The following is a 13,114-nucleotide window of genomic DNA, read 5'->3' as shown; positions in this document are numbered from 1 at the left end:
GGCCGATGTTCGCACGGACAATCGTCACAACGCTTCGGAACCGACCACGAGATGAGCATGCACAGTAGTTACCCTGATGATCCGTCCGGCTCGATCGTCGAAAGGATCGACATAGCACCGCTTGGAGCAGGGCCTTTGGAGGGAACAACCTTCACGGTGAAGGACAATATCGATCTGGCGGGTCATAAGACCTCCTATGGCAGCCCGGCCTGGCGGGCCAGGCATCCTGCGCCGAAGCTCAATGCGCTTTGCGTCGATCAGGTATTGGCTGCGGGCGCGCGCTGCGTGGGCAAGGTCGTCGCGGACGAATTCACGTATAGCCTCGATGGCGAAAGCCAATTCTTCGGCACGCCGGTGAATGCCAGGGCTCCAGATCGCATTCCCGGCGGCTCTTCAAGTGGATCGGCAGCGTCGGTCGCCAATGGCGTAGCCGATTTCTCCATCGGCACCGATTCGGGCGGCTCGATCCGTGTTCCTGCGAGCCTGTGCGGCATCTGGGGCATGCGCCCATCCCTGCACCGGATTTCCGAAGCCGGCGTGCTGCCCTTCATGCCGAGCGTCAGCACGGTGGGCGTCGTTGCTGCATCATTGAACCTGCTTGATGCAGCGACACGGGTTTTGCTGCGCAGCAGCTCAAGCCAGCCGGCGCCGCTGCGACGTATCCTGGTCCTCGCCGATGCGCTGGACATTGCTGACGAAGCAGTGAGAAACCAGGCGGAGGCCGCCTTGCAGGCGATCGCCACCCGCACAGGCATCGAGCCGGAGACAGTCCGCTTCTCGCAGATCGTCGGCGCGGACGTTCCGCTAGTCGATTGCAATGTGAAGGCGCTTCGGAATCTGCAGACGGCCGAATTCCAGAGCACGGTTGGCAGCTGGATCGAAACACACAAGCCCGAGCTTGGCTTTGCCTTCTCCATGGCGTATGGAAATGTGCAATCGTTCGACCGGCTTACCGCACTCGACAGCATCACCCGCTGCGAATGGTTCTTCGAGAGGATCAATGCTTTCCTCATGCCCGGAACCGTCATCTGCTTCCCCACGACGCCTGTCATTGCCCCCCTCAAGGGATCGCTGACGACGCTGGAGGCCGTGCTGGACTTCTACGATAGGACAATGGCGATCACCACCTTTTCCGGTGTCGCGCGGCTGCCCGAGATTTCCATGCCGTTGCTGACTGTCGACAATTGCCCGGTTGGACTCTCTGTTGCCGCCGGTCACTATCAGGATGAATTCGTGCTGGCCTCAGCCAGGCAGATGACAGCAGGAATTGCATAAGTCGAACCCGGTCCTGGCCATAAAGAAGCGTCCATGCCCAAATCCCGTCGCTGAAAGGTCCCCTCGTCGAGTTCCACATCGAGGTAGGTCCCCCAGCGACCGCCCAGCGCACATCAATCATCGCGGCGCCGTAGGCCAGGCGCTCACACGCCTACGCGGGGGAAAGCTCTTCGATGCTCGTGGCCATATTGTCGGGCACGGGGCGCCGGACCGCCTCGACCGGTATCTGCGAACACGGGGGATTGCCGGCCAGCGGCCGGCACTACCACAAACGAAAAAGGCGGCCCTGCGGCCGCCTTTCTCTGCATCACTTGCCCTTGACGTGCTTCATCAAGCGCCGCTTGGCCTTGACCTGCCGCTCGGTGAGGACGTTCTTCTTGCCCTCGTACGGGTTGGTGCCCTCGCGGAAGATGAAGCTCACCGGCGTGCCGATCAGCTTGAAGCGCTTGCGGAAGAAGTTCTCCAGGTAGCGCTTGTACGATTCCTGCAGCTCCTTCAGGCGCGTGCCGTGCACGATGAAGGTCGGCGGGTTTGCCCCGGCCGGGTGCACGTAACGCAGCTTGGAGACATGGCCGCGGATGGTCGGCGGCGGGTTGGTCTCGTACGCCACTTCCAGCGCCTTGTTCACTTCGCTGGTGGTGAAGCTCTTGTTCGCCGATTCGTGCGCGCGGTGCACCGCACGGAACAGCTCACGCAGGCCCGAGCCATGCTTGGCCGAGATGCGCACGGACTCGGCCCACGGCACGAAGCCCAGCTTCAGCGACAGCATGGTTTCGGCCTGCTCGCGCTGGTACTCGGTCAGGCCATCCCACTTGTTGATGGCGATCACCAGCGCGCGGCCGGCGTCGAGCACGGCACCGAGTACGGTGGCGTCCTGGTCGGTCACGCCTTCGGTGGCGTCGAGCATCAGCACGGCCACCTGGCACTGCTCGATCGACTGCATGGTCTTGACCACCGAGAACTTCTCGACGACCTCGTCCACGCGCGAACGACGGCGCAGGCCGGCGGTGTCGATCAGGCGGTACTCGCGGCCATCACGCTCCAGGTCCACTGCGATCGAGTCGCGGGTGGTGCCCGGCACGTCGGAGGCGATCATGCGCTCCTCGCCGAGGATGCGATTGACCAGCGTCGACTTGCCCACATTCGGGCGGCCGACGAAGGCGATGCGGATGCGGTTCGGATCGTTGTCCAGCTCTTCGCCGCTGCCTTCTTCCGGCAGGCGCTGGACCACTTCGTCCAGCAGGTCGTCCAGGCCCTGGCGGTGCGCGGCCGACACGGTCAGCATCTCGCCGAAGCCGTAGCGGGCGAACTCCGAACGCACGGTGTCCTCGTCGGTGCCGTCGATCTTGTTGATCAGCAGCAGCGTCGGGCGCGACAGCTTGCGCAGCCAGGCCAGGATCTCGTCGTCCATCGCCGAGGTACCCTCACGGGCATCGACCACGAACAGGATCAGGTCGGCTTCCGCCGCAGCGGCACGGGCCTGGCGGGTGGTAGCCCCTGCCAGACCCTCTTCCTCTTCCGCGATACCGCCGGTGTCGACGACGAGGAAATGATTGTCCTCGTCCAGACGGCAGACACCGTAGTTGCGGTCGCGGGTGACGCCGGGCTGGTCATGGACCAGGGCGTCACGGGTGCGCGTAAGCGCATTGAAAATAGTCGACTTGCCGACATTCGGCCGTCCAACCAGGGCGACCAAAGGCAGCATCGCGATTACTCCAATTTTTAATTTGCCAACCGGAAGGCGGTCAGCTTGCCATCAACGTTCTGCACCAGCAGCACCCCGTCTACGACGATTGGCTGGGCCAGCAGGGCGTCACCGCCGCTCTTTGCCCGTGCCGCCATCGCACCATCGGAGGTCTGCAGCCAGTGCACGTATCCCTTGTAGTCGCCGACCACGACGTAGTCGCCGTGCAGTGCCGGGCCGGTCAGCGAGCGACGGGCCAGTGCGGTCTGCGACCACATCGCCGCACCGCTGGCCTTGTCCAGGCCGAACACGCCGCCCTTGTTGTCGGTGACGAACACATTGCCAGACGACACCGCCACGCCACCGGCACCACCATGGTCGCGCGCCCACAGCGGGCGACCGGTCGGGCCTTCGATGGCCATCGTCTGGTTCTTGAAGCTGCTCACGAACAGGGTGTTGCCATCCAGCACCGGCGCACCGTCGACATCGGCCATGCGCTCCAGCTCGGTACGGCCTTCACCGTTGCCCACATTCTGTTCCCACAGGGTGCGGCCATCCTGCTGGGCCAGGGCGGCAACCGCGCCCTCGTCCTTGCCGATGAACAGCACGCCCGGGCCGGTCACCACCGGCGCGTTGCCACGCACGGTCAGCGCCGGCAGCTCGCTCGGGTTGAACCACTTCTGGGTGCCGTTGCCGGCATCGAATGCGGTGATGCGGCCGTCATTGCTGCGCACGTAGACCGCGCCCTGGGCAATGGCCGGCGCGGCGATGACTTCACCCGGAACACGGGCGCGCCACTTCTCGCTGCCATCGTTGATGTCCAAGGCGATGACCTGGCCATCGAGCGTGCCGATCACGACCAGGTTCTCACCGACCCCCGGGCCGCCGGACAGGCGCAGCTTGGCCTTCTTCTTTTCCTTCTTCGGCTCCCAGGTCCAGACCTTCTTGCCGGTCTGCAGGTCGATGGCGTGCACGCCACCGGTGAGTGCCGCAGCGAACACGTGGCCGTTGGCCACGGCCGGGCCCTGGCGCACGCCGATGCGGCGCTCGCCCTTGCCGAGGTTGACCGACCAAGCCTTGTTGACCTTCAGGGTCGGCTCGAACTTGACCAGCTCAGCCGGTTCCTGTGCCTTCTTCGCGGCCGCGTCCTTGCCGGCGAACCAGCCCTTCACGGTGCTGCAGCCGGTCAGGGCCATGCCCATCAGGAGCACGGTGGCGACGCGGGTGATCATGACCTTCTGACTCATCAAACCGACTCCGCAGGGGCGGCAACGGTGCCGCCGGCGTCCATAACCTTGGTTTCCAGCAGGCGCCGCTGCGGCGCTGCCACGTCCAGCGACTTCAGCGCCTTCTCGTACTGTGCACGGGCGTCGTCACGCTTGCCCTGCGCCATCAGCGCGTCGCCATGGATTTCCAGGCTGCTGCTGTCGGTGGCGCTGCCCAGCAGCTTGATCGCCTCGTCACTCTTGCCGGTGGCCACCAGCAGGCGGGCCACACGCTGGTCGACCACGCGCTGCAGGTCACCTTCGACCTTCACGCCGCGCAGGGTGGCCAGGGCTTCTTCGTTCTTGCCGGCGTCGACCTGGGCCTTGGCCAGCTGCAGCGCCGCGAGGTCGCCGTAGATGCTGGACGGGCCGGCTTCGAGCGCCTTGACCGCCTTGGAGGCGTCGTCGAGCTTGTTCTGCTGCAGGCCAACGAGTGCCTTCTGGTACTCGACATTGGCCGAGGCCAGCTTGCCGCCCTGATCCTTCTGGTACCACTGCCAACCGGCAATGGCACCGATGGCGATGACTACGCCACCGAGGATGCTGGCGCCATTCTTCCGCAGCCAGCTGCGGACGCGTTCACTTTGTTCGTGCTCGTCGAGCAGATCGTCGATCGCCATGCGTACTCTCGCCCCGCCCATCGGGAGGGACCATTGGGATTAATCGAAGGTGGTGAAACCGCGCCTCAGTGCGAAACCGGGACTACGGAGCCTTCAGAGGATACCTGAAAGCGTGCCACGTTGGCTCGCTGGTAGGGGGTCAGATCGACGATAGCGCCGTTCTGCTGAACCTGGACCGCCGAGGCGTTGCCCAGGGTCACCCGGGTCACCTGGCCCGGCGTGAAGCTGCGGCTCTCGCCGGACTTGATCAGCGCCTTTTCGACCGTGGCGCCGTCCGGACCACCGATATCGACCCAGCTGTCGCCGCTGAACTGCATCTCCAGCGTATTGGCGGCTGCGGGCGCAGCGGGTGCCGAACGCGGCACCGGGGACAGCGAAGCGACATACGGGGTGGCGGCCGGCTTGCTGGCCGGGGCACTCGCGACTTCAGCCGGGGCTGCCGGCTCGACACCCGCAGCGGACGGGGCCACCGGCACAGCGGCCGGGATCGCGTCCAGCGAGGCCGTGTTCGGCGACGGCGTGGCGCTGCCATCGAAATGGCCGCGGGTGGCGAACCACACCGGCACGGCCAGCACGGCGGTGATGCCGACGTACAGCACGCGACGGCCGAGATTCTCGGCAATGCGGCGCGCACGCGGGGTATGGGTATGGCTGACCAGGGTGGGCGGAACCACCGGGCCGACCTGGGCCTGCTCCAGCAGCTGGCTCACATCCACGTCCAGCAGGCGCGCGTAGCTGCGCAGCTGGCCGCGCACGAACACCGGCGCCCCCAGCTTCTGCCATTGTTCCTCTTCCAGCGACTTGACCACCTGGACCGGCATGCGCAGGCGCGAGCCGACATCTTCGAGGGTCAGTCCGGCCGCCTCGCGGGCCTGGCGCAGGCGGCTGCCGCAGCCGGCCGCAGTCTCGAGAGTGCTCACAGTCTGGTCATCAATCACAATGCATCAACCCTGGAGTTAGGAGCCCGCTTCCTGCGGAAATTCCTGTCGAATGCGCTGAAGATAGCGGTCAGATGCCGCCCGATCTCCCAGCCGCGCTTCGATTTGAGACGCAAGTTGTAACACGGAACGCGTTGCGGGTGCAGCCGCAATCCTACGTTCGGCGAAGGCCCGGGCCTCCATGAAGCGCCCCTGGCGGAAGCTGAGCTGGGCCATCGCCTCCAGCGCGACCGGGTTTCCCGGCAGCGTTGCCAGCGCCGCACGCAGGTCGCGCTCGGCACGTTCGAACTGGCCGGCATCCAGTGCACAGCCCCCGGCATTGGCCTGGGACTCGGCCGGCGTGGCGTAGCCCGGCGCCTGCAGCGCACGATCGAACCAGACCAGCGACTCGGCCGGCCGGCCCTGCTGGCACAGCCACGCGCCGTAATTGTTGAGGATGTCCCCGCGCTGCGGCGCCTGCTCGGCAGCCCTGCGGAAGCTCTCGCCAGCCTGTTGGGTGCGGCCACGCCGCTCGTCGATGCCGGCCAGCAGCACCAGCGCATCGGGCGACTCGGGGGCCAGCTTCAGCGCCTCGCGCGCCTTGCGTTCGGCCGCATCGAGGTTGCCCACCTGCATGTCGCGGGCGGCCAGGGCCAGCAGGTCCTGCAGGCGCACCTGGCGGCGCACGCTGTCCGGATCACGGACCGAGTAGACCGGCGCCTCGCTGGGGCCCAGCTTGGCCTTGGGATGGGATTTGCAGCCGCCGACCGCAACGGCCAGCACGCCTGCGAACAGAACCAGCCAGAGGCGGTCAGGCCGTGGCATCGCTCCCCTTCCCCGCCTGCAGCGTCTTGTTGAACTCCGCCTGGCGGCGGGTGCGGTCCATCACCTGGCCCTTGAGCTGGCCGCAGGCGGCGTCGATGTCGTCGCCTCGGGTGCGGCGGACCATGGTCAGCACGTTGCTGTCGAGCAGGATCTTCTGGAAGGCACGGATATGCGCTTCTTCCGAACGCTCGTAGCGGGTGCCCGGGAACGGATTAAAGGGAATCAGGTTGACCTTGCCCGAATCCTTGGCCTGCACCGCGTTGTCGAACTGGCGCATCAGGCGGGCCAGCTCGCGGGCATGCTCGGGCTTGTCGTTGATGCCCTTCATCAGGGTGTATTCGAAGGTGACCGATTCGCGGCGCTTGTTGGCGCGCAGGTAGCGTGCGCACGAGGCCATCAGCTCGGCGATCGGATACTTCTTGTTGAGCGGCACCAGGGTCTCGCGCAGCGCGTCGTTCGGCGCATGCAGCGACACCGCCAGAGACACGTCGCTTTCGGCAGACAGGCGGTCGATCTGCGGCACCAGGCCGGAGGTCGACAGGGTCACGCGCTTGTTGGCCAGGCCGTAGCCCAGGTCGTCGCGCATCACGCTCATGGCGCGCACGACGTTGTCGAAATTCATCAGCGGCTCGCCCATGCCCATCATCACCACGTTGGTGAGGCGGCGCATCTGGTGCGGCACGTTGCCCAGGTGGCGTGCGGCAACCCACACCTGGCCGATGATCTCGGCGGTGGTCAGATTGCGGTTGAAGCCCTGGGTGGCAGTGGAGCAGAACGTGCAGTTCAGGCCGCAACCGACCTGCGAGGACACGCACAGCGTGCCGCGGGTCTTGTCCGGGATGTACACGGTCTCGATGGCGTTCTTGCCATCCACGCCCATCGCCAGCAGCCACTTGTGGGTGCCGTCGGCGGAGGGCTTGTCGAACACGATGTTGGGAACCAGCACCTCGGCATGGGCCTGCAGCTTGGCGCGCAGGACCTTGCCGAGGTCGGTCATTTCATCGAAATCGGTGACGTAGCGATGGTGGATCCACTTCATCACCTGATGGGCACGGAACTTCTTCTCGCCGAGAACCTCGACGAAAAACTTCTCCAGGCCCGCGCGATCGAGGTCGAGCAGGTTCTGCTTGCCAGCCGTGGGTGCCGACTTCGGCAGCGGCTGGATGGCGGGGGACTGTACGACCTCGTTCACGGCATTACTCTCAGCGCGAAACGACTTCGGTGGCGGCGAAGAAGTAGGCGATTTCAATCGCGGCATTCTCGACCGAGTCCGAGCCGTGGGCGGCGTTGGCATCGATGGATTCGGCGAAGTCGGCGCGGATGGTGCCCGCAGCGGCTTCCTTCGGGTTGGTGGCGCCCAGCAGGTCGCGGTGGGCCAGGACGGCGTTCTCGCCTTCCAGGGCCTGGATCATCACCGGGCCGGAGATCATGAACTCGACCAGCGCGTTGAAGAACGGACGCTCGCGGTGCACGGCGTAGAAGCCTTCGGCTTCACGGCGCGACAGCTGCTTGTACTTGGCGGCCACGACCTTCAGGCCGGCCTTCTCGAAGCGGGCGTAGATTTCGCCGATGACGTTCTTGGCAACGGCGTCCGGCTTGATGATCGAAAGGGTGCGCTCCAGCGCCATGGGATGTCTCCAATGGAATCGGGCCGCTGATGGCCCGAAGGGTAACATGAAAAAAACCCGCGTCGGGACGCGGGCTTAGCCTGATAAACGTAGGCGAATTGTAAAAGATAAAGCGGCAGGGTGGTAGTGCCGGCCGCTGGCCGGCAGGCTGGCGCCTCACGGGCTGCCTGCGGTTGCCGGCCAGCGGCCGGCACTACCCTTTGCGCCCATTCACCCACCTGAGTGAAATCTGACCGGTCCGGGCATTTTTGCTGCACTGCAAAATGCCATACGCTACCGTCTGGTCCTAGTATCAAACAATCGTTTGATTAAGGTCCGCCCGCCGATGGCCAAACCCGCCCACTTCTCGACCAAGGACCGGATCCTCGGCGCGGCCGAGGAGCTGTTCGCACAGCACGGCTTCGCCGGCACTTCGCTGCGCCAGGTGACCAGTCAGGCCGACGTCAACATCGCTGCGGTCAACTACCACTTCGGCTCCAAGGAAAACCTGGTCAACGAGGTGTTCCGCCGCCGCATGGACGAGATGACCGGCGCGCGCCTGGCGCAGCTCGAGCGCGCCCGCAGCGAACACCCCGGGCAGCTGCGCCCGGTGCTGGCCGCCTTCGTCGAGCCGGCACTGGCGCTGGCCCAGGACCGCCAGAACGGCGGCGCCTTCGTGCGCGTGATCGCCCGCGCCTACGCCGAGAAGAACGACAACCTGCGCAAGTTCCTGTCCGACCACTACGGTCACGTGCTGCGTGCGTTCGGCAAGGCGATTGCCGAATGCGCCCCCGACCTGAGCAAGGAAGAGCTGTACTGGCGCCTGGATTTCCTGGCCGGCTCGCTCACCTATGCCATGGCCGACTTCGGGCTGATCAAGCGTCCCGCCGGTGTCACCGAAGCGGCGCATCGTGCCCATGCCGCCCACGAACTGATCCATTTCGCCGAAGCCGGGTTCCGCGCCGCCGCACGCGCCAGCGCCCTGCCCGCTTCCCCTTGATTCCACCCAGTAACTGCTGACCAACAAAGGCCCTACACCATGTCCAATTCCCTGCTAGTCCGCCGCGCCGCCGTGCTGGGTGCCGGCGTCATGGGTGCCCAGATCGCCGCCCACCTCACCAACGCTGGCGTCGACACCGTGCTGTTCGACCTGCCCGCCAAGGAGGGTCCGGCTGACGGCATCGTGCTGAAGGCGATCGCCAACCTGGGCAAGCTGAGCCCGGCGCCGCTGGCCAGCAAGTCGCTGGCCGAAGCCATCACCCCGGCCAACTACGAGTCCGGCCTGGAGCAGCTGAAGGACTGCGACCTGATCATCGAGGCCATCGCCGAGCGCATGGACTGGAAGCAGGACCTGTACAAGAAGATCGCGCCGTTCGTGGCCGACCACGCGGTGCTGGCCTCCAACACCTCGGGCCTGGGCATCAACAAGCTGGCCGACGTGCTGCCCGAGCAGCTGCGCCACCGCTTCTGCGGCGTGCACTTCTTCAACCCGCCGCGCTACATGCACCTGGCCGAGCTGATCCCGGCCACCACCACCGACGCCGCCGTGCTGGAAGGCCTGGAAGAATTCCTGGTCACCACTTTGGGCAAGGGCGTGGTGTACGCCAAGGACACCCCGAACTTCATCGGCAACCGCATCGGCGTGTTCTCGATCCTGTCCACCATCCACCACACCCAGCAGTTCGGCCTGGGCTTCGATGAAGTGGACGGCCTGACCGGCCCGCTGGTCGGCCGCCCGAAGTCGGCCACCTACCGCACCTCCGACGTGGTCGGCCTGGACACCATGGCCCACGTCATCAAGACCATGGGCGACACCCTGCCCAACGACCCGTGGCATGAATTCTTCAAGTCGCCGAAGTGGCTGGACGCGCTGATCGCCAAGGGCGCGCTGGGCCAGAAGACCGGCGCCGGCATCTTCCGCAAGGTCGGCAAGGACATTGTGGTGCTGGACCTGGAGAAGCAGGACTACCGTCCGGCCGACCGCGCCGCCGCACCGGAAGTGGTCGAGATCCTGAAGATCAAGAACCCGGCCGAGAAATTCGCCAAGCTGCGCGAAAGCCAGCACCCGCAGGCGCAGTTCCTGTGGGCGACCTTCCGCGACCTGTTCCACTACAGCGCCTACCATCTGGCCGACATCGCCGAAACCGCGCGCGACGTCGACCTGGCCATCCGCTGGGGCTACGGCTGGTCGCTGGGCCCGTTCGAAACCTGGCAGGCCGCCGGCTGGAAGCAGGTGGCGCAGTGGATTGCCGATGACATCGTCGCCGGCAAGAGCATGAGCAACGCCCCGCTGCCGGACTGGGTGTTCGATGGCCGCGACGGCGTGCACGCCGCCGAAGGCAGCTACAGCCCGTCGCGCAACGCCAAGCTGCCGCGCTCGTCGCTGCCGGTGTATCAGCGCCAGCGCTTCCCGGATCCGCTGCTGGGCGAGAAGTTCGCGCCGGGCGAGACCGTGTTCGAGAACGACGGCCTACGCATGTGGCACGACGGTGATGGCATCGCCGTGGTCAGCTTCAAGACCAAGATGAACACCGTGTCCGACCACGTGCTCGACGGCCTGCAGGAATGCGTGTCACTTGCCGAAAAGAACTTCCAGGGTCTGGTGATCTGGCAGCAGAAGGAACCCTTCTCCGCCGGTGCCGACCTGGCCGGTGCGCTCGGCCTGCTGCAGGCCGGCAAGGTCGACCAGTTCGAAGAGATGGTCGCCAACTTCCAGCGCACCAGCCAGCGCATCAAGTACTCGCTGGTGCCGGTGGTGGCTGCCGTGCGTGGCCTGGCGCTGGGTGGTGGCTGCGAGTTCCAGATGCACAGCGCCAAGACCGTGGCCTTCCTGGAAAGCTACATCGGCCTGGTCGAGGCCGGCGTCGGCCTGCTGCCGGCCGGTGGTGGCCTCAAGGAACTGGCCGTGCGCGCCTCGCAGGCCGCTGGCCCGGGCGGTGACGTGTTCGCCGAACTGAAGAAGACCTTCGAAACCGTGGCGATGGCCAAGGTCTCCAACTCGGCGGTCAACGCCAAGGAACTGGGCCTGCTGCGCAGCACCGACAAGGTGGTGTTCAACAGCTACGAGGCCCTGCACATCGCCAAGGCCGAAGCGCGCGCCCTGGCCGAAGCGGGCTACCGTCCGCCGCTGCCGGCACGCCGCATCCAGGTGGCCGGCGACGTGGGTATCGCCACCTTCAAGATGATGCTGGTCAACATGCTGGAAGGCCGTTTCATCAGCCCGTACGACTACGAGATCGCCGAGCGCATTGCCACCGTGCTGTGCGGTGGCAAGGTCGACCGCGGCACCCTGGTGGACGAAGAGTGGCTGCTGACCCTGGAGCGCAAGCACTTCGTCGAACTGGCCCAGCAGGAAAAGACCCAGGCCCGCATCGCGCACATGCTGAAGACCGGCAAGCCGCTGCGTAATTGATCGCCCCTCCCTGCTTTCGGTGGGTGCCGACCGTTGGTCGGCACTCCCTGCTGTGGCAGTCGAGCATGGCTCGACTCTACAAAACCTATTCGAGAGATCACTGCAATGACCAAGCAAATCCAGGACGCCTACATCGTCGCCGCCACCCGTACCCCGGTTGGCAAGGCGCCCAAGGGCATGTTCCGCAACACCCGCCCCGACGACATGCTTGCGCACGTGCTGCGCAGCGTCGTCGCCCAGGCCCCGGGCGTGGACGTCAACCGCATCGATGACGCGATCATCGGCTGCGCCATGCCGGAAGCCGAGCAGGGCATGAACGTGGCGCGCATCGGCGTGCTGCTGGCCGGCCTGCCGAACACCATCGCGGCGCAGACCGTGAACCGCTTCTGCTCCTCCGGCCTGCAGGCCGTGGCGCAGGCCGCCGACGCAATCCGCCTGGGCAATGCCGACCTGATGCTGGCCGGTGGCACCGAATCGATGTCGATGGTGCCGATGATGGGCAACAAGATCGCCATGGCGCCGAGCGTGTTCGACAACGACCACGTCGCCATCGCCTACGGCATGGGCATCACCGCCGAGAAGGTCGCCGAAGAGTGGAAGGTCTCGCGCGAAGACCAGGACGCCTTCGCCCTGGCCTCGCACCAGAAGGCCATGGCCGCGATCCAGAACGGCGACTTCAAGGACGAGATCAGCCCGTACGAGATCGTCTCGCACCTGCCGGACCTGGCCGATGGCCAGCGCATCATCACCCGCAACAAGATCGCCGACACCGACGAAGGCCCGCGCCCGGATTCCTCGGCCGAAGGCCTGGCCAAGCTGCGCCCGGTGTTCCGCAACGGCCAGTTCGGCGGCACCGTCACTGCTGGCAACTCGTCGCAGATGAGCGACGGCGCCGGTGCCGTGCTGCTGGCCTCGGAACAGGCGATCAAGGATTACGGCCTGACCCCGCTGGCCCGTTTCGTCAGCTTCTCGGTGGCCGGCGTGCGCCCGGAAGTGATGGGCATCGGCCCGATTGCCGCGATCCCGAAGGCACTGAAGCAGGCCGGCCTGACCCAGGACCAGCTGGACTGGATTGAGCTGAACGAAGCGTTCGCCGCGCAGTCGCTGGCGGTGATCCGCGATTGCGGCCTGGACCCGAACAAGGTCAACCCGCTGGGTGGCGCGATTGCCCTGGGCCACCCGCTGGGCGCGACCGGCGCGATCCGCACCGCAACCCTGCTGCACGGCCTGCGCCGTCGCCAGCAGAAGTACGGCATGGTGACGATGTGCATCGGCACCGGCATGGGCGCAGCGGGTATTTTCGAGGCGCTGTAAGGTTCAAAGCGTTGCCTCGTTGGGCTTCATGGCGTGGGCCGGGTCGGCAGGGCTGCCCGGGACACGCCGTGAACCCCCTCCGGGGTCCGGCCCTGCCGACCCGGCCCTTCCAGCCTCCCCCGGCGGAGGAGTGAGCAAAGGCAAGGGCAGTAGAGCCACGCCATGCGTGGATGCTCGCGGAAACGAAAAAGGCAG

The 13,114-nt window shown here is 65.9% G+C and carries 11 protein-coding genes; 4 read left to right on the top strand and 7 right to left on the bottom strand.

Annotation, left to right across the window (positions count from 1 at the left end; translation table 11 throughout):
* Positions 1–57: 57 nt before the first annotated feature.
* Positions 58–1,275, top strand: a complete 1,218-nt coding sequence (locus ACZK13_RS08590; RefSeq protein ID WP_478482431.1) for an amidase family protein — start codon at positions 58–60, stop codon at positions 1,273–1,275.
* A gap of 307 nt (positions 1,276–1,582) precedes the next feature.
* Here ACZK13_RS08590 and der read toward each other — a convergent pair whose 3' ends face one another.
* The 7 genes from der to ndk form a co-directional block, all read right to left on the bottom strand.
* The gene (gene der / locus ACZK13_RS08585) at positions 1,583–2,980 is read right to left on the bottom strand and encodes a ribosome biogenesis GTPase Der (RefSeq protein WP_478482430.1); all 1,398 of its coding nucleotides are present in this window, start codon (positions 2,978–2,980) and stop codon (positions 1,583–1,585) included.
* A 17-nt stretch (positions 2,981–2,997) separates the two neighbouring features.
* Positions 2,998–4,206 (bottom strand): outer membrane protein assembly factor BamB, encoded by a 1,209-nt coding sequence (gene bamB / locus ACZK13_RS08580; protein WP_121503076.1) that lies wholly within the window; start codon positions 4,204–4,206, stop codon positions 2,998–3,000.
* Positions 4,206–4,844, bottom strand: coding sequence for a YfgM family protein (locus ACZK13_RS08575; RefSeq protein ID WP_049399466.1), 639 nt, complete (start codon positions 4,842–4,844; stop codon positions 4,206–4,208). Before ACZK13_RS08575 ends, bamB begins: the two co-directional genes overlap by 1 nt.
* Before the next feature lie 65 nt (positions 4,845–4,909).
* The gene (locus ACZK13_RS08570; RefSeq protein WP_478482429.1) at positions 4,910–5,782 is read right to left on the bottom strand and encodes a RodZ domain-containing protein; all 873 of its coding nucleotides are present in this window, start codon (positions 5,780–5,782) and stop codon (positions 4,910–4,912) included.
* A gap of 18 nt (positions 5,783–5,800) precedes the next feature.
* Entirely contained in the window at positions 5,801–6,586 is a 786-nt protein-coding gene (pilW, locus tag ACZK13_RS08565) for a type IV pilus biogenesis/stability protein PilW (protein WP_121503074.1), read from the bottom strand.
* Complete coding sequence (gene rlmN / locus ACZK13_RS08560) at positions 6,573–7,778, bottom strand: dual-specificity RNA methyltransferase RlmN (RefSeq protein ID WP_478482428.1); 1,206 nt, start codon at positions 7,776–7,778, stop codon at positions 6,573–6,575. Before rlmN ends, pilW begins: the two co-directional genes overlap by 14 nt.
* A 10-nt stretch (positions 7,779–7,788) precedes the next feature.
* The gene (gene ndk / locus ACZK13_RS08555) at positions 7,789–8,214 is read right to left on the bottom strand and encodes a nucleoside-diphosphate kinase (RefSeq protein WP_008265389.1); all 426 of its coding nucleotides are present in this window, start codon (positions 8,212–8,214) and stop codon (positions 7,789–7,791) included.
* A 325-nt stretch (positions 8,215–8,539) separates the two neighbouring features.
* On the opposite strand from ndk, the gene ACZK13_RS08550 reads away from it, so the two are divergent.
* From ACZK13_RS08550 to ACZK13_RS08540, 3 genes are all read left to right on the top strand, one after another.
* Positions 8,540–9,193, top strand: coding sequence for a TetR/AcrR family transcriptional regulator (locus ACZK13_RS08550; RefSeq protein ID WP_006431024.1), 654 nt, complete (start codon positions 8,540–8,542; stop codon positions 9,191–9,193).
* A gap of 39 nt (positions 9,194–9,232) precedes the next feature.
* Positions 9,233–11,605 carry a 3-hydroxyacyl-CoA dehydrogenase/enoyl-CoA hydratase family protein gene (locus ACZK13_RS08545; RefSeq protein ID WP_180836855.1) on the top strand — a complete coding sequence of 791 codons (2,373 nt, stop codon included), beginning with the start codon at positions 9,233–9,235 and terminating at the stop codon, positions 11,603–11,605.
* Positions 11,606–11,710: 105 nt separating this feature from the next.
* Positions 11,711–12,919, top strand: a complete 1,209-nt coding sequence (locus ACZK13_RS08540; RefSeq protein WP_478451368.1) for an acetyl-CoA C-acyltransferase — start codon at positions 11,711–11,713, stop codon at positions 12,917–12,919.
* The last annotated feature ends 195 nt before the right edge of the window (positions 12,920–13,114 follow it).

This window comes from Stenotrophomonas sp. 99219_Sma (assembly GCF_056480785.1).
The sequence above is the reverse complement of the archived record's forward strand: the minus strand, read 5'-3'. Positions and strand labels throughout refer to the sequence as shown.

Coding starts and splice junctions, on each gene's coding strand:
- ACZK13_RS08550 (WP_006431024.1), top strand. CDS start 8,540: ATGGCCAAACCCGCCCACTTCTCGACCAAGGACCGGATCCTCGGCGCG.
- ndk (WP_008265389.1), bottom strand. CDS start 8,214: ATGGCGCTGGAGCGCACCCTTTCGATCATCAAGCCGGACGCCGTTGCC.
- ACZK13_RS08590 (WP_478482431.1), top strand. CDS start 58: ATGCACAGTAGTTACCCTGATGATCCGTCCGGCTCGATCGTCGAAAGG.
- ACZK13_RS08575 (WP_049399466.1), bottom strand. CDS start 4,844: ATGGCGATCGACGATCTGCTCGACGAGCACGAACAAAGTGAACGCGTC.
- ACZK13_RS08540 (WP_478451368.1), top strand. CDS start 11,711: ATGACCAAGCAAATCCAGGACGCCTACATCGTCGCCGCCACCCGTACC.
- der (WP_478482430.1), bottom strand. CDS start 2,980: ATGCTGCCTTTGGTCGCCCTGGTTGGACGGCCGAATGTCGGCAAGTCG.
- pilW (WP_121503074.1), bottom strand. CDS start 6,586: ATGCCACGGCCTGACCGCCTCTGGCTGGTTCTGTTCGCAGGCGTGCTG.
- ACZK13_RS08545 (WP_180836855.1), top strand. CDS start 9,233: ATGTCCAATTCCCTGCTAGTCCGCCGCGCCGCCGTGCTGGGTGCCGGC.
- bamB (WP_121503076.1), bottom strand. CDS start 4,206: ATGAGTCAGAAGGTCATGATCACCCGCGTCGCCACCGTGCTCCTGATG.